This is a genomic window from Bacillus sp. SIMBA_008 (genome assembly GCF_046535495.1).
Classification (GTDB): domain Bacteria; phylum Bacillota; class Bacilli; order Bacillales; family Bacillaceae; genus Bacillus; species Bacillus subtilis.
In genome coordinates, this window is sequence record NZ_JAWRWL010000005.1 from 250,546 (window position 1) to 267,804 (window position 17,259).

Consider the following 17,259-nt stretch of genomic DNA (forward strand, 5'->3'; position numbering starts at 1 on the left):
GAGTGCATTCAATTGGTACTTGATGCAAACATCAAAGCACAATTAAATCAATATATGCAGCTAATTGAGAATGACATTGTTCTCAAAGTTAGCGCAGGCGAAGATGACACTTCTAAGGACATGCTGGCTCTCGTTGATGAGCTGGCTTCCATGTCATCGAAAATTTCAGTTGAAAAAGCTGAATTAAACAGAACGCCAAGCTTCAGTGTCAATCGTGTCGGAGAAGACACTGGCGTGACTTTCGCCGGTATCCCTCTGGGCCACGAATTCACATCATTAGTGTTGGCGCTGCTCCAAGTGAGCGGCAGACCGCCTAAGGTGGACCAAAAAGTCATTGATCAGGTGAAGAAGATCAGCGGTGAGTACCACTTCGAATCTTATATCAGCCTGACATGCCACAACTGTCCTGATGTTGTACAAGCTTTAAACATGATGAGCGTGCTGAACCCGAACATTACGCACACGATGATTGACGGTGCAGCATACAAAGCAGAAGTTGAAAGCAAAAACATCATGGCAGTGCCGACCGTTTACCTGAATGGCGAATCCTTCGGAAGCGGCCGTATGACGCTTGAAGAAATTCTTGCGAAAATGGGCAGCGGCACAGATGCATCTGAGTTTGCTGACAAAGAGCCGTTTGACGTTCTTGTGGTCGGAGGCGGACCTGCTGGTGCTAGTGCAGCGATTTATACTGCACGTAAAGGCATCCGCACTGGGGTTGTCGCTGAACGCTTCGGCGGACAGGTTCTCGACACCATGAGCATCGAAAACTTCATCAGCGTCAAAGCGACGGAAGGACCGAAGCTTGCGGCAAGTCTTGAAGAGCATGTGAAGGAATATGATATTGATGTCATGAACCTTCAGCGTGCGAAACGCCTTGAGAAGAAAGATCTGTTCGAACTTGAACTCGAAAACGGCGCTGTTCTGAAAAGTAAAACAGTGATCCTTTCAACAGGTGCACGCTGGCGCAATGTCAACGTACCCGGTGAACAAGAGTTCAAAAACAAAGGTGTCGCATACTGCCCGCACTGTGATGGGCCATTGTTTGAAGGCAAAGACGTTGCGGTAATTGGCGGCGGAAACTCTGGTATCGAAGCAGCGATTGATCTTGCAGGTATTGTCAATCACGTTACTGTGCTAGAGTTCGCGCCGGAACTGAAAGCAGACGAAGTCCTGCAAAAACGTCTCTACAGCCTGCCTAACGTTACTGTCGTGAAAAACGCACAAACAAAAGAAATCACAGGTGATCAGAGTGTTAACGGCATCACATACGTAGACCGCGAAACAGGCGAAGAAAAACACGTTGAACTTCAAGGTGTATTCGTCCAAATCGGTCTCGTGCCAAACACAGAATGGTTAGAAGGAACGGTTGAACGCAACCGCATGGGCGAAATCATTGTCGACAAACACGGCGCAACAAGCGTACCAGGCTTATTTGCTGCCGGCGACTGCACAGACAGTGCGTACAACCAAATTATTATTTCTATGGGATCAGGTGCAACTGCCGCTCTCGGCGCGTTTGATTACCTAATCCGTAACTGATATAAGAAAGCCGCAATTGCCAGATTGGCAGCATTGCGGCTTTCTTTTTTATTCCAAAAATATTGCAAGTTTTATACAACTGTAATATAGTTGTAATGTTAGTGATTGGTCACTTCACACTCAGCATATTTGCTGTTTTTAAAGCGATACGCACTGATTTTCTATTTAACGTGCCCTGATACTTTTTGACCTTTTTTTTCAGATCTTTAATGGTTTTTTCCTTTTTGGCATTTTCTAATGCCACTAGCGTTTCCCAGCGTTTCGCTGTTTCTGTGGAACTGCAGCCGCTAACTGTAGTCACAGCCGGAAGAAGCTTCGTCTTAGATAGTTTTTCGTCAAAAGGAACGGTATCAGGAATCGCTTTCTCTTTATAAATATGGTCTAATTCATTTTGATTCAAGAAGCTGATGAAGTGGTCAAAGTTTTGCGCTTGCCGTTTCTCAGGCTGATGAAAATCAAGTGTTTCAATTAATTCTGACAGTTTTGTCTGATCGGTTATCTCATTTGCCATGACATGCGTTAATTGATGGTACTCAGCTAATTCACGCATTCTGGCATCTTTCGGAAGCAACAGGCTCGGTGTACCGGCAATCGTCGCTGCGATATTTCCATGCAGCCTTGCGCCAAAGCTCAAATCGGCTTTTCTCAGGAAATCCAGCCAAGTCGGCACATTTAAAAAGAATCGGACTCTATCATTCTGATAAGCCGGGTCTTCCATGCTGACCGGATAATTATCAGCAGGCTTCGCTAGCGCAGGCGCACCCGCATACGTCAGAATCATTTCTTTTCGCCATTGCGGGATAAAGTAATGATTCGGGAACTCTTTCATGCTTCTCGTAATAAAGTCCAGCACATGCTTTGGAGACAGCCTTGATGAGTTAACCGTCACCATAGATTCTGTTGTGATATTAGTTTCTCTTATCTTCAGTTCTCTGCCAAACGCATACATAGAAGGACACCCAATCACCGTATGGTCAATGCCTTCACGGAAGCCTAATCTGGAAAGGTATTTCGCTGTAATTTCACCCCGGACACCGATCATATTTGATCTCTCCAGCACAGCACTTACAAACGCTTTTACATCCTCATCAAAAGGAAAACCTTCATTTAATTTTGGTTCAAACGGAGCCCGCAAACCAACACCAATCACAACAACCGGAATGGTTAGTTTCTTAATTAATTGGGTATATTTCCGTAAAGAAGGCACGAAATCCTCGCGGAATGCATCTGCCAGCGGAATAATATACATATCATAATTTTTATTAATTTGTTCAGCATCCGCTGGATTAATCCGATAATAATCAGGAGTAATCGTCGTTCCTTCTGTCATCAGCGTGCGAAACACACTGTAGGCATATACTAGGTTTCCTACGTTGCCGCCAATGGAGTTGCGAACAATCATTTCAGCTGCATTAAATGTATCAAATGGTGATATGCCAGCTCTTATTAAAATGTTTTTCAATGTGATGTTGCCCCTTCCTCGCCAAATTTTTGTCAGGAGATTTGCTTAGGGAACTCTATCATGATCTTAAAACTTCAGCCGGACACCCGCTTTCATCCCTTTTTACTCACAAACTCTCTCCCTTTCTTCCATTCTAATATTAAATTATACAAAAAAGGATCTTACAGGTGAAATCATAACATACAATCAGCGCTAGTAATCTATTCCCATTATTGGATATCGGGTCGGATCATATCAAAAACCCGAACCAGGCACTCCGGTAAAAGTGCTCGATTCGGGCCAGCTTCTTATAGTTCCTCTCCGTTCGTTTGAATGACATTTTTGTACCACTCAAAGGAGTCTTTCTTATACCGCTTCATGGATCCGTTTCCTTCATTGTCACGATCAACATAGATCATGCCGTAGCGTTTTTTCATTTCGCCAGTTGTGAAGGAGACAATATCAATAATGCCCCACGGCGTGTAGCCAATTAAATCAACACCGTCGTACGTGACCGCTTTTTTCAATGCTTCAATATGCGATTTTAAATATTGAATGCGTTCCGGATCATGAACCTTGCCGTCCTCCAGCGTATCCACTGCCCCAAAGCCATTTTCAACGATGAATAACGGGATTTGGTACCGGTCATAAAAACGATTTAACGTATATCTCAGCCCGGTTGGATCAATCGCCCATCCCCAGTCACTCGAAGTGATGTACGGATTTTCGACACCATTCGGCAAGCCGCCATTTACAATATCGCCAGTGTTATCATTTTTCACATCGCTTTTCACAGTTGTTGACATGTAATAGCTGAAGCCTAAGTAATCGACGGTTCCGTTTCTTAAAATCTCATCATCGCCGTCTTCGAATGTGATGTTGTAGCCTTCGCGTTCAAATTCCTTCAACGCGTAGCTTGGATAATAACCGCGCACCTGCACATCAGGGAAGAAATAGCGCTGCCTCATTTCTTCTTCAGCCAGCATCACATCTTTAGGATTGGAGGAGAAAGGATAAATCGGCACGTGTGATACCATGGCCCCGATCTGGAACTCTGGATTGATGTCTTTTCCTTTTGCCACTGCTAATGCGCTCGCCACTAATTCGTGGTGCGCCGTTTGATACATGACTTCCTTGGCGTTTTCGTTTTCGCCAACCACAACACCTGAATTCGTCCATAGGAACAACTGATTGTTCACATCCATTTGGTTGTTGATCTCGTTAAATGTCATCCAGTACTTCACTTTCTCTTTGTAACGGGTAAAGCAAGCCTCTGCAAAGTTGACGAAGAAGTCCACGACTTTCCGGTTTCTGAAGCCGCCATATTCTCTTGCCAGGTGCAGCGGCATTTCAAAGTGAGACAGGGTAATGACCGGCTCGATCCCATGCTTCAGCAATTCATCAAACACATCATCATAAAACTGCAAACCCGCTTCGTTCGGTTCAGCCTCATCGCCTTTCGGAAAAATGCGGCTCCAGCCGATGGACGTCCGCAGGCATTTTAATCCCATTTCCGCAAACAAAGCGATATCTTCCTTGTATCTGTGATAGAAATCAATGGCTTCATGGTTTGGATAAAATTCGTTTTCTTCAATCGTGTCCGTGATTTTTCTCGGCACGCCGTGCGCACCCGCTGTCATCACATCGACGACACTCGGCCCTTTACCGCCTTGATTCCATCCGCCTTCAAATTGGTGGGCAGCTAAAGCACCGCCCCATAAAAAATCCTTTGGCATGTTTCCCATGTTTAATTCCTCCTCAGCTTACGACTGTAAATATTTTTTGATGTAATGCACTTTCCTCAATCTCTTCAATGAAAGCTTTATCAAACTCAACAAGCACTTCGCCTTTTTTGACGGTATCGCCTTCTTTTACCTTCAAGGAAAAAGGAGTGCCGCCTAATGTCACCGTATCCAGCCCGATGTGCGCAAGCAATTCGACGCCGGACGCTGAACACAGGCCAATCGCATGCTTTGTAGGCGTAACCATGACAACCGTAATGACGCCGGGATGGTAGCATCGATTTCACGATATCCTTCGCTTTAGGGGTAGACCGCTTCAGCACCAATCGAAGTCTGGTAGCGCAGCGAGAAGCCCCAATCACATTCTCTTCCCCGCCTACGGCCTCTAAAATGTCTTTTGCTAGTCTCGTATAACCTCTCACTTTCCCCGACATTTTACCCACCCCTCCATTTTGGTTACGCTTTCATTATAATTGTACCGGTATAATTTATCAATGCCGAAACAAAATATTTACGCACTAACTATCATTGTAAGCGGTTTATGCTATAATTTTGACAAGTGAAACTAAACGAATAAATGAGGAATGCGTATGTTAAAATACCAGCAAATCGCAGCGGAAATTGAAACATATATAGAAGAACACCAGCTTCAGCAGGGAGACAAACTGCCAGTCCTAGAAACCCTCATGGCCCAGTTTGAAGTCAGCAAAAGCACCATCACAAAGTCCCTCGAGCTATTAGAGCAAAAAGGCGCGATCTTTCAGGTCAGAGGAAGCGGCATTTTCGTCAGAAAACATAAACGAAAAGGCTATATCAGCCTTCTGTCGAATCAGGGATTTAAAAAAGATCTCGAGGATTTCAACGTCACCTCAAAAGTCATCGAACTGGACGTGAGAAAGCCAACACCGGAAGCGGCGGAAAACCTGAATATCGAAATAAACGAGGACATCTACTATGTCAAAAGGGTCCGCTACATCAACGGCCAGACCCTTTGCTACGAAGAATCCTATTACACCAAATCCATCGTGACGTATTTAAACAACGAAATCGTCTCCCACTCCATCTTCCATTACATCCGGGAAGGACTGGGGTTGAAGATTGGTTTTTCTGATTTGTTTCTGCACGTGGGCCAGCTTAATGAGGAAGAAGCGGAATATTTGGGATTAGAGGCGGGACTGCCGAAGCTGTATATAGAAAGTATTTTTCACCTGACAAATGGGCAGCCGTTTGATTACTCGAAGATTTCGTATAATTATGAGCAGTCGCAGTTTGTGGTACAGGCTAATAGTTTTTTATTATAGGGCTCTTCACTACGGAAGGTGGTCGACATGTACAAAATTATCATTCCTGCCATACTAGCCATCTTTGCGCTCTGGATACTCTTACAGATTTCACTAGAGATGAGCATCGTTAAGAATCCAATGAACTACTTTATCGTATTCATTATCTTTTTCCTCTTTGTAAAGATGGTGAAAGAAAAACAATAATAGTTTGCTTTGAACAGGAAACCAGATTTAACATCTGGTTTTTTTGTGTTTCACTTTATTCACTCGTTTCAATTGTCTATAAAAGCAGTTATGCGGTACTATCATATAAAGGTCCAATGTTTAAAAATAATGTCATACTTTTAAATTCACCTTATCATGCACATGCTCATAAAGAGGGGTTTATTCTAAAAAGGGGATGGACGGTTTTGGAAAGCAAGTACCTAGATCTACTCGCGCAAAAATACGATTGTGAAGAAAAAGTGGTAACAGAAATCATTAATTTGAAAGCGATATTGAACCTGCCAAAGGGCACTGAGCATTTTGTCAGTGATTTGCACGGGGAGTATCAGGCATTCCAGCACGTGCTGCGTAATGGTTCAGGACGAGTCAAAGAGAAGATACGCGACATCTTCAGCGGTGTCATTTACGATAGAGAAATCGATGAATTAGCGGCATTGGTCTATTATCCGGAAGACAAACTGAAGTTGATCAAACATGACTTTGATGCGAAAGCAGCATTAAACGAGTGGTATAAAGAAACCATTAACCGAATGATTAAGCTCGTTTCTTATTGCTCCTCCAAGTATACCCGCTCCAAACTGCGCAAAGCACTGCCTGCCCAGTTTGCTTATATTACGGAGGAGCTGTTATACAAAACAGAACAAGCTGGCAACAAGGAGCAATATTACTCCGAAATCATTGATCAGATCATTGAGCTTGGCCAAGCCGATAAGCTGATCACCGGCCTTGCTTACAGCGTTCAGCGGCTGGTGGTCGACCATCTGCATGTGGTAGGCGATATTTACGACCGCGGACCGCAGCCGGATAGGATTATGGAAGAACTGATCAACTATCATTCTGTCGATATTCAGTGGGGAAATCACGATGTCCTTTGGATCGGCGCCTATTCCGGTTCCAAAGTGTGCCTGGCCAATATTATCCGCATCTGTGCCCGCTACGACAACCTGGATATTATTGAAGACGTGTACGGCATCAACCTGAGACCGTTATTGAACCTGGCCGAAAAATATTATGACGATAATCCAGCGTTCCGTCCAAAAGCAGATGACAACAGGCCAGAGGATGAGATTAAGCAAATCACCAAAATTCATCAAGCGATTGCGATGATCCAATTCAAGCTTGAGAGCCCGATTATCAAGAGACGGCCGAACTTTAATATGGAAGAGCGGCTGTTATTAGAGAAAATAGACTATGACAAAAATGAAATCACGCTGAACGGAAAAACATATCAACTGGAAAACACCTGCTTTGCGACGATTAATCCGGAGCAGCCAGATCAGCTATTAGAAGAAGAAGCAGAAGTCATAGACAAGCTTCTATTCTCTGTCCAGCATTCCGAAAAGCTGGGCCGCCATATGAATTTTATGATGAAAAAAGGCAGCCTTTATTTAAAATATAACGGCAACCTGTTGATTCACGGTTGTATTCCAGTTGATGAAAACGGAAATATGGAAACGATGATGATTGAGGATAAACCGTATGCGGGCCGTGAGCTGCTCGATGTATTTGAACGATTCTTGCGGGAAGCCTTTGCCCACCCGGAAGAAACCGATGACCTGGCGACAGATATGGCTTGGTATTTATGGACAGGCGAATACTCCTCCCTCTTCGGAAAACGCGCCATGACGACATTTGAGCGCTATTTCATCAAAGAGAAGGAAACGCATAAAGAAAAGAAAAACCCGTATTATTATTTACGCGAAGACGAGGCAACCTGCCGAAACATCCTGGCAGAATTCGGCCTCAATCCAGATCATGGCCATATCATTAACGGCCATACACCTGTAAAAGAAATCGAAGGAGAAGACCCAATCAAAGCAAACGGAAAAATGATCGTCATCGACGGCGGCTTCTCCAAAGCCTACCAATCCACAACAGGCATCGCAGGCTACACGCTGCTATATAACTCCTACGGCATGCAGCTCGTCGCCCATAAACACTTCAACTCCAAGGCAGAAGTCCTAAGCACCGGAACCGATGTCTTAACCGTGAAACGCTTAGTGGACAAAGAGCTTGAGCGGAAGAAAGTGAAGGAAACGAATGTTGGTGAGGAACTGTTGCAGGAAGTTGCGATTTTAGAGAGTTTGCGGGAGTATCGGTATATGAAGTGAGGGGAATGGGTCCAGAGATTACTTTCTCTGGGCTCTTTTTATGGTTATTCAACATCTCTTTTTACACTGCAAATCGCTAACAAGGTTTGGTCATCTGCCTATTACTAGTACGTTAAATATATCAATTCAATTTAATTTGATTTTACAGGAAGTCAACAAATCCTCGATTTTTCCACTTATACACAGGGTATATCTTGAAACAATTAAGATGATTTTCACATCCATTATCCGTTCCAGACAATAAGATACACCTTACTTATGGTACGGTTCTCCTTGACTATGCTATCGTTAACTCAATGGGATGAAGCATCATTCTCCTTAATGTCCTTATATTCCTCCTAAATACTTCATTTAACAACGAGAATACAAACGAAAATTAATTATAGAGCAAGGAATAAAAGTGCATTGCAACTGATATCGTATGTTGTTTGTCTGTACAAATTACTCAATAGAAAATTACTTCTTTTTTAAATTTAAATTGTTAGGCATAAAAACAAGTGATGCTATCGCTTGTCTTTCCAGAATCCACCTGTATATTCACTTTCGCCTTATCTTAATAATTCATATTTAGATAATAAAAAATATTATTAAAAAAACTCATGAAAGTTGTACCTTCATGAGCTTTTGATTCTTAAGTCTAATATGTTTTTAAGATTAAAATGCATATGAACTAATTAGTAATTATATCAATAATCGGACCTTCAATTCCATAACTACTAAACTTATATTCTACAAAAGACCGATTTCTCATTTTAATCGATAGTAACTTTGCAAAGTTATCATCGTGAGTGGATAATATAATCTTTTTATGTTTACTATTTGAATCAAGTATAGCTCGTAATACATCAATGAAAGCTAAAATATTCACATCGTCCATGCTCTGTATTGGGTCATCTAGAAATAGCTGTTTAATACTACTGTATTCTTGTGATAGTCCTAATCCTAAGAATATACTTAGAGCTAGTATATTTAGTTGGGCAGAACTAAATATCTGGTCCAAATTAATACTTGAATCCCCATTTTTAAAGTTAGTTCCGTTTTCTTCACTTGTAATAACTAACTTATTATAAAAAGGATGAGGGTTTATTGATTCATATATCCATGTAATTATTGGATGATTACTCAATTGATTTTCGACAGCTTTCTTCTGTGCCTCAGTGAGATTTTCATGTAATTTTTTTAATGACTCCTCGTACTTTTCAATTTGTTCTAGAGAGCTAGTAAGTTCCTTCTCTTCTAATTTAAATTCGTTATACTTTTGCAATTTAGATAAGTAATTATTATTTAGCTTGATTTCTATTACCTCTTCTAAATACTCCAATGACTTTTTGTATAAATTTATAATACTATTTATCTGATTGATTTCATTTAGTAAGGTTTCTAAGTTGTCTGGATAATACTGTACAATTCCATCTCTTTGTTGAATAAATACTACTTTTTGCTCAATTTCTTCTCTATTAGGAATAACACTGAATCCCAACGTTTCTTTATTATTTTTATACCAAGTTTCTTTTTCTTCACTAATCTTATCTAATTGACTCGTTAAATCTTCCAGTGCAATTGTATCTGAGACATGCTCAGTTTTAAATACTGCTTTATAGCATTCTTCATATCTGTTCTTACCTTCAATTATGATTGCTGTTTGCTTTTTCAAGCTATCCTCTTCTAATTCAAGTTCAGTATTTATTGCTGTTAAATGTCGATTTACTATTTCGTAATTCTGTGTATATATATTTGATATTTTTTGTAATTTTTCTCTTATAACCGAAATAAAATCACTCTCAATTGATTCATATATCTTTGTACGTAACAACATTAAGCTTGTAATACGTTGTGATAATTCCCTTAATTCATCATTACCTGACGCTATTGAGCTGTTAATTATAGATAAAATATGACTGGCCGTTGATTCATCGCTTGGTTTACTTTCAAAGCTTGAATTTAAACATACGGGACACTCTGTAATTTCTTTACTATTTTCCACTATAAATTTCCTTACATGTTGTAACATACCTAAGTTTTGTTCATTGATGGTAGATTTAGTACTATACTCAGTACCTAAAATGTCTATTTCTCTTTCTAAATCCTCGAGTTGTTTAACTAAATCCTCATATTTTATTCTTAATTTATAGATACCCTCAACTTCTTCAGGATTAATTTTTTTAGGGCTGACATTCTCGGGAAGTGTCTCACTTAAAAAGTGGTCAAACTTAATAACTGTTTCTTTTAAATATAAAAGCAACTGCCATAAGTTTTCCTCGATCTGTAGGCTATCATCATCTATTGTCCTCACATAGTGAGAAAAGTCGATTAGGAAGTTTGAAAGTTGATTTATTCTCTCTGTATTGATTTCTCTTCTGTTGTTTATACTATCTAATTTTCCATTAAGTTCTTTCTCTTCATTTAGTAGATACGAGTAATCAACATCTTTTAATAACTGGCTTTGTTCTATTTTATTTTGAATATCTAGGCCTGTTTTAAGTAACAAAAGTTTGTTTATTTCTTCATTTATAAAGCTTAATTCTGAAAAGTTTTTTTGAAATTTATCAATACTCTTAACAACCATATCTTTATTATTTTCGGTTGCAATCATTATTTCTTCATAATTTGTTAATGTCACCGGCAATAATGAAAACAATTTATCAAAAGACTCGACTTTAATCTCGTTTTCGGTAATGAATTTAAAAAAGTTCTCAAATATGTTATTAATTCTTAATATATACTCTTCGATACTACCCAAGTTATTTAATTTAAAGAAGTTGCTAATCCCTTCTAAAAACTCAGAAACCGCAACTAACTTATCATTTATTTCTCTTTTTTTATTTGAAAAACCTCTTCCTCTTCGCATTGAACTTGTTCTACTATATAAAGAATCAATATCACTTAAATTTAACAATTTCATAAACATACTTCTTCGTTTATTTGGATCAGTAGACCTCAGAAAAAAACTTAAATTTTCTTGGGTTAACATATTTGTATTTAAAAAAGTATTTGCATATTTTGCTTCTAATTCTCTAATTTCTTTTTTACTTTCAACTTCACTAATTTTAGATATTAAATCTTCAATATCCGGTATCAATAACTTAAAAATTGTTGCATTAGTAGCATCTTTAATTTGATCATTCCCATTAAAAATCCTCAATTCGGAATCATAATTATCTCCATTACCTGCAAAGTGAGATGTACTATAACTTGTTCTAGAGATTTTTATATTATTATCGAAAATAATCTCAACCTCTATTTTTCTTTCTTTTTTATCTACACTGTTATGAAATTTAAGGTATTGGGCTCTTTTGAGAACATTTACGTGGTATGTATCCTCAAACTTTTCTAATCGCCTAATTTTATCGGTTAAACACCATTCAATCGCTTCAAAAAAAGATGTTTTTCCAAAACCATTGTAACCACTAAGTAAAACAAAGTTACTGTCTAAATAATCAAAAACATAAAAGCCCTCTTCATCATCAGAATTGATTCCATATCCACGAAAATTCTTTATTTTAACTGTTTTAATCAACAATTAGAATCACCCTTTTCTAATGCTTTAGCAATTTCATCTAGAAAATCAAAAATATCTACACTTTCTATATGTTGTTTCTCGTTAATGTTTACATCTTTAATTATCTCTGAAATTATCTCACTATTAACTTTTTCAATTTTTTCTAAACACATGTCTAGTTCTGTATGTGGAAAAATGGTCTTCCTAAATTTCTCAATTAATTCTTCATGTGTTGTATATTCTATTACAATTTTGCGGGCTACAAAACGATCTCTTTGTATATCAGAAACCTTAACAGGGTCAAAGGAGCCTGTTTCAGTAATTTTGTGAAAGCCTACCAAATACATATCCCACAAAAATCTGGAGATAGGTATTCTATTATCTACTATTTGTTTATCTCTTTCACGATCTAGAATTTCTGCAATTTTCTTGTTGTTTTGAGGGATGAAGTTTGTAATATTTGTGAGTTCTTCAATTGAATTAACTTCAACACACATTATAATTTTATCTTTATTTGCATTAGTTAGATAACATGTACAATCATCATTTAGTTTTACTAAATTGTAATTTATTTTTAAGGTATTAAAGAGTTCCTCCATGACATCCTCCCAATAAAAAGCGTTGAACAGACGCTTTAGTATCCTCTACACATTCACCAAATTCTAAGCATTCTGTACATCTGTATTCCATTGACATAAATAATTGTTGATACATTACATTATTGAAAACTTGGGCATTATCAATAATTAAATTATTTAAACCTTCTTTAGCAAACTTACAAGGTTTACTTTTTGTTGCAAAGACAACAGTTTCTTCGCCATCCACTTTACTTAGAAATTTATGTTGAGTATCTTTAATAAATTCCATAATTAGAATATCCGCAAATTGATTTAAGTCACTGTTTTCTGTTCCTTTAAGAGTAAATTGCATTGAATTATTTAATGCAATATTATTGATTCCCTGTAAGTTATTAATATCTAGGTTTATTTTAATTTCATCCCCGCTAAAATTTACAACCACACTCATTGCCTTTAACATGTCCATAATTAGATGAGGAGATCGAGCATAGGAACCTAGAACATACCGACTTGCAACTTCTTTCACTGACTGCTTTTCAATCTCATTACAAAATTTCTCTTTAAACTTGATAAGGATATTTGAAAGATTGTCCAACTCTTCTTTATGGTTAGCTCTTTCTATTCTTAATCCAAAACTTTTTATACTCTCATCTATTGCCTGTTTAAACTCGATAAAGTTTTCATTTTCTAAATATTTTATTTTAAGATTCTTATGATTCGTAACTTCTTGTAAAGCATCCTTCACTGATATACCATTATTTATAGAATCCGAGATAGTTTCAAAAAATCTTTCAATAAACCAATTCCTAATTCTTACACAGTCTTCATCTCCTAGTGTTGAATCATGCTTTTTAAGCTCAACGTTTATATCATTGTAAATTTCATTTATAGAATAAAGTTTTGAAACACTCTTTGTTCCAAATTCAAATTTTATAGTATCAATAAACTTAATAATTTCTTTGTCAGTTAAAACATCAGCAAAATCAGAATAATTTTCTTTTCCATCCTTAATGTCTTCTTGTAAGGCATTATAGTAAATAGAAAAAGATACTTCTCCTTTTTTATTTGGTTGCACACTTGCCCTTTTCTTATATTCATTAAAAGCATCACTATAAGGTTTTCTTTTGATTGAATCACCTAAAATACTCTCTTTAACAAAATTAATATAATCATCATATTGGGTTATATTTTTATTTTTCCATAAATCAAAAAATTGTTTGTCCACACTTGACACTGGTACATTTGTCCTATAAATATATTCGTTAGGACTGCTTCCTTTTTTTAATTGATTTTGATAGTCATTATAGAAATTGTAAATTGTATGTTTAATAGACTTATGATTCCTAGTGAAATAAGTATCACTATAAAACTTTGCTTCTATACAAACGTCATTTTTCGAAAATATCTTTATATCTGATCCTTTTTCAATAGCAACATAATTACTTATATCCTCATGATTATTTATTAATATAACTAACTCTTTACAAGCAAGTAATAATTGATAAAAGTAGCCTGCTAGACTAGCTGGAACATCTGTATTTGCCATTTTAAAACTCCCTTATTTTGATTTATGTAAAACCCTTAGCTATTTTCAAGCAAATATTCAACAAATATCTTGCTTCTTATATAAAGCAAAATCCCCGTATGCCTCTAATTATATCTAAAACTAAATCTACAATTTGGCATAAAAGGTCTTTTCAATTCCATTTTATCATTAATAAAATGTTTATTTGGTAATTTATTTTATTAACAAAAATTAAATATAAAATCCTAATAAAATCGTTGAACTTAAAATGATTTGTTAAGGTTCGTTAACTTTCTATTAAAAGTGTTAGTCATTACATACCTATAAATACTTGCTTATATATTGTTATTTTAGCTAGAATCGATTTCTTATAATTAAATCAAAAAAAGAGGAAGGGCATTTGTCCTATCTCTTTTGGAATATATTTTATTTGAATGTTTTTTAATTTTCCTCTATTTTTTCTATCTGGATTGTAAATTCAAATTTCTTATTTACCATCACTTATGATAAGGCTCCCCACGATTAATCCGAAAAGCCCGATAAATCTGCTCCACCAGAATAAGACGCATCAACTGATGAGGAAACGTCATTTTCGAGAATGACAGCTTTTCATCCGCTCGCTTCATCACTGCGCCGCTCAGTCCGAGTGATCCGCCGATGACGAAGGTGACTTTGCTTTTTCCATATGTAGCCAGCTTATCTATTGTATCGGCTAGTTCTTCGGATGTTTTCATTTTTCCTTCGATGGCGAGGGCGATGACGTGGGCGTCGGGGCTGATTTTTGATAGGATGCGGTCGCCTTCTTTGTCTTTTATGATTTTCATGTCCTGGTCGCTTAGGTTTTCCGGCGCTTTTTCGTCCGGGAGTTCGATGATGTCGATTTTTGCGTAGGCCGAAAGTCGTTTGGTGTATTCTTCAATGCCTTGCTTGAGGTATTTTTCTTTTAGTTTTCCGATTGTCACAATATTGATATTCACAGGTCATCCCCACTTTAAAAACAAGTTATTCATATATGTTGTCCACAATTGTGGATATCTTTTCTGTATTTTGTGTAAGATCATTCGTTCCCCACTATATATACTGCGGGGTCTCCACATAATTCACAGGCTGTGGATAAACTGTTAGTATGTTCGATTTTTCTGATTTCGGGCGGCAGCTCGTGGTCGTCTATGTACATATCCAGCACCGTTTCGATGTGTTCTTCACAAGAATAATACGCTTGTTTCATGTTCAAATCCTCCGATGTTTTCTTCCATTTTTACAAATGTTCTCTTCTCAATATAACCTATTTATTCACATGTTAGTAGTGCTTCGGGCTGAGTTTTATCCACAATTCGACAAACAAGCTGTTGATGACTCTATTTCGCTCGTGTGTTAGTTTGGATGTAACCGATGTGCATTTGCGCTTTAGATGGGTTTGGCTTTTTGTGATCATATTGCTGCTTGTTGGGTGTAAGCCGTCTTATTGGGTGTTGGAGAAGGATCGAATCGGTGAAGGCAGTCCAGACTTAGAAATATACGCTACTTATCTCCAAATGCATGATGACGTGAAAGGATATCAAGTCTTCACCATTTCAGAAGGGAGAAAGATGGTTATTGTGTCTCTCGGAAGCAGCGAGAAAGATAAGAAGCTTGAGGTGTCAGACGTCAAATTCTCACCTAAAGAAACGATTGTAACTGTGAAACGAAACACAGCTCCTACGGTAAATGAGAAAAACCCTTATATTTTGATTGGACTGGACAAAATCGCAGGGGAATTCATCGTACAGGATGAAACGGGAAACCGCTTTGAAGAAACAGATTACCAGCAATAAAGCCGGCGTTCTGAGAACGTCCGGCTTTTTCTTTTACTTCAATGTCCCATGCGGGTCGATGACGAATTTTTTGGCTGCGCCTTTGTCGAAGTCGCTGTAGCCTTTTGGCGCGTCGTCCAGAGAAATGACGGTGGCGTTGACGGCTTTTGCGATTTGCGCTCTGCCGCTCAGAATCGCTTTCATCAAATTGCGATTGTATGTCATGGCGGGCGTTTGTCCGGTGACGAAGGTGTGGGCTTTGGCCCAGCCGAGTCCGAAGCGGATTTTTAATGAGCCTGTTTTGGCGTCCGCATCCTTTGCACCGGGATCTTCGGTCACGTATAAGCCTGGAATGCCAAGGCTGCCTCCGACCTGGGTGACGTCCATGATTGAGTTCAGCACGGCGGCTGGCGCTTCTCCTTGATTGCCGTGCCCAGATGCTTCAAAGCCGACACAGTCCACTGCAGCATCAACGGTTGGTTCACCTAGTATTTGTTCAATTTGCTCGCCGAGGCGGTCGTGTTTTTGTACGTTGACCGTTTCACAGCCGAAGCTTCTCGCCTGTGCCAGTCTGTCTTCGTTCAGATCGCCGACAATCACGGTGGAGGCGCCTAGGAGCTGAGCGGAGTGAGCGGCTGCTAAGCCGACAGGCCCCGCTCCCGCGATATAAACGGTTGAACCTGTTTGCACGCCCGCTGTGTAAGCTCCGTGGAAGCCGGTCGGGAATATGTCCGACAGCATGGTCAAATCGAGAATCTTTTCTAACGCCTGTTCTTTCTCAGGGAATACCAAAAGCTGAAAATCAGCGTATGGCACCATGACATATTCAGACTGGCCGCCGACCCAGCCGCCCATATCGACGTAGCCGTAAGCCGATCCCGGACGGTCCGGATTGACATTCAGGCACACATGCGTTTTCTGCGTTTTGCACATCACACAGCGTCCGCAGGCAATATTGAAAGGAACGGATACGATATCGCCCTTTTTGATAAATTCGACATCACGCCCCGTTTCAATGACTTCTCCGGTGATTTCATGTCCGAGCACCAAGCCTTCAGGCGCCGTTGTGCGGCCTCTGACCATATGCTGGTCGCTTCCGCAAATGTTGGTTGTAATGACTTTGAGAATAACCCCATGCTCACATTTTCGATTCACATTCGCCTTCGGGACGCCGGGCCCGTCCCTCAAGATTAACTCCGGATAACCGATATCCTCCACCGCTACAGTCCCTTTGCCTTTGTACACAACCGCTTTGTTTCCTGTCAACGCCATTCCTCCCATTCATGTGTTTGGACTCTCCGTCCTTGAACATGACTTCGGTTCGGCATGACTCTTTCCCTTTTTCACGACTGTTTTTTCTGTATTCTTACAACAACAAATATGCCAAGAAAGCATCCAATAATGGTTCCGCCGATGTCTAAGAAGTCGACTTTACATCCATTTAACAAGAACACAGTAATGGCCGAAACCAGGCAGATCATAACTGCCAGAAGAATAACCCGATTTGTCTGCATGTAATT

The 17,259-nt window shown here is 39.0% G+C and carries 15 protein-coding genes and 1 pseudogene; 5 read left to right on the plus strand and 11 right to left on the minus strand.

The window, feature by feature from the left end; translation table 11 throughout:
- Positions 1–12 precede the first annotated feature (12 nt).
- The gene (gene ahpF / locus SB658_RS17545; RefSeq protein ID WP_003243077.1) at positions 13–1,542 is read left to right on the plus strand and encodes an alkyl hydroperoxide reductase subunit F; all 1,530 of its coding nucleotides are present in this window, start codon (positions 13–15) and stop codon (positions 1,540–1,542) included.
- A 109-nt stretch (positions 1,543–1,651) separates the two neighbouring features.
- Here the strand turns inward: ahpF and SB658_RS17550 are convergent, their stop codons facing one another.
- The 4 genes and pseudogenes from SB658_RS17550 to SB658_RS17565 form a co-directional block, all read right to left on the minus strand.
- Positions 1,652–3,004 (minus strand): polysaccharide pyruvyl transferase family protein, encoded by a 1,353-nt coding sequence (locus SB658_RS17550; RefSeq protein ID WP_144500431.1) that lies wholly within the window; start codon positions 3,002–3,004, stop codon positions 1,652–1,654.
- Between the two features lie 287 nt (positions 3,005–3,291).
- Complete coding sequence (bglA, locus tag SB658_RS17555) at positions 3,292–4,728, minus strand: 6-phospho-beta-glucosidase BglA (RefSeq protein WP_144500430.1); 1,437 nt, start codon at positions 4,726–4,728, stop codon at positions 3,292–3,294.
- Between the two features lie 13 nt (positions 4,729–4,741).
- Entirely contained in the window at positions 4,742–4,972 is a 231-nt protein-coding gene (locus tag SB658_RS17560) for a PTS sugar transporter subunit IIA (protein ID WP_144500429.1), read from the minus strand.
- 106 nt (positions 4,973–5,078) lie between these two features.
- A pseudogene (locus SB658_RS17565) lies at positions 5,079–5,159 on the minus strand (PTS sugar transporter subunit IIA); the annotation flags it as partial.
- A 156-nt stretch (positions 5,160–5,315) separates the two neighbouring features.
- On the opposite strand from SB658_RS17565, the gene SB658_RS17570 reads away from it, so the two are divergent.
- The 3 genes from SB658_RS17570 (at position 5,316) to fbp (ending at position 8,344) form a co-directional block, all read left to right on the plus strand.
- Positions 5,316–6,026 (plus strand): GntR family transcriptional regulator, encoded by a 711-nt coding sequence (locus SB658_RS17570; protein WP_044052411.1) that lies wholly within the window; start codon positions 5,316–5,318, stop codon positions 6,024–6,026.
- Between the two features lie 27 nt (positions 6,027–6,053).
- Complete coding sequence (locus tag SB658_RS17575; protein ID WP_009968424.1) at positions 6,054–6,212, plus strand: hypothetical protein; 159 nt, start codon at positions 6,054–6,056, stop codon at positions 6,210–6,212.
- A 206-nt stretch (positions 6,213–6,418) separates the two neighbouring features.
- Entirely contained in the window at positions 6,419–8,344 is a 1,926-nt protein-coding gene (fbp, locus tag SB658_RS17580) for a fructose-1,6-bisphosphatase (protein WP_044052409.1), read from the plus strand.
- Positions 8,345–9,014: 670 nt separating this feature from the next.
- Here the strand turns inward: fbp and SB658_RS17585 are convergent.
- The 5 genes from SB658_RS17585 to SB658_RS17605 form a co-directional block, all read right to left on the minus strand.
- Positions 9,015–11,864 (minus strand): AAA family ATPase, encoded by a 2,850-nt coding sequence (locus SB658_RS17585; protein WP_144500427.1) that lies wholly within the window; start codon positions 11,862–11,864, stop codon positions 9,015–9,017.
- Complete coding sequence (locus SB658_RS17590) at positions 11,858–12,442, minus strand: ABC-three component system middle component 1 (protein WP_144500426.1); 585 nt, start codon at positions 12,440–12,442, stop codon at positions 11,858–11,860. Before SB658_RS17590 ends, SB658_RS17585 begins: the two co-directional genes overlap by 7 nt.
- The gene (locus SB658_RS17595; protein ID WP_144500425.1) at positions 12,426–13,967 is read right to left on the minus strand and encodes a hypothetical protein; all 1,542 of its coding nucleotides are present in this window, start codon (positions 13,965–13,967) and stop codon (positions 12,426–12,428) included. The genes SB658_RS17590 and SB658_RS17595 overlap by 17 nt, the downstream gene beginning before the upstream one ends.
- Positions 13,968–14,443: 476 nt before the next feature.
- Complete coding sequence (gene rlmH / locus SB658_RS17600) at positions 14,444–14,923, minus strand: 23S rRNA (pseudouridine(1915)-N(3))-methyltransferase RlmH (protein WP_144500424.1); 480 nt, start codon at positions 14,921–14,923, stop codon at positions 14,444–14,446.
- An 80-nt stretch (positions 14,924–15,003) separates the two neighbouring features.
- The gene (locus SB658_RS17605) at positions 15,004–15,174 is read right to left on the minus strand and encodes a CxxH/CxxC protein (RefSeq protein WP_003219122.1); all 171 of its coding nucleotides are present in this window, start codon (positions 15,172–15,174) and stop codon (positions 15,004–15,006) included.
- Positions 15,175–15,346: 172 nt separating this feature from the next.
- Here SB658_RS17605 and SB658_RS17610 point away from each other — a divergent pair, with 172 nt between their 5' ends.
- A complete protein-coding gene (locus SB658_RS17610; protein ID WP_041850290.1) occupies positions 15,347–15,760 on the plus strand; it encodes a hypothetical protein in 414 nt (137 codons plus the stop codon).
- 33 nt (positions 15,761–15,793) lie between these two features.
- Here SB658_RS17610 and fdhA read toward each other — a convergent pair whose 3' ends face one another.
- Entirely contained in the window at positions 15,794–17,020 is a 1,227-nt protein-coding gene (fdhA, locus tag SB658_RS17615; protein ID WP_080287639.1) for a formaldehyde dehydrogenase, glutathione-independent, read from the minus strand.
- Positions 17,021–17,082: 62 nt separating this feature from the next.
- On the minus strand, positions 17,083–17,253 hold the full coding sequence (locus tag SB658_RS17620) for a hypothetical protein (RefSeq protein WP_003244248.1): 171 nt from the start codon (positions 17,251–17,253) through the stop codon (positions 17,083–17,085).
- Positions 17,254–17,259 lie beyond the last annotated feature (6 nt).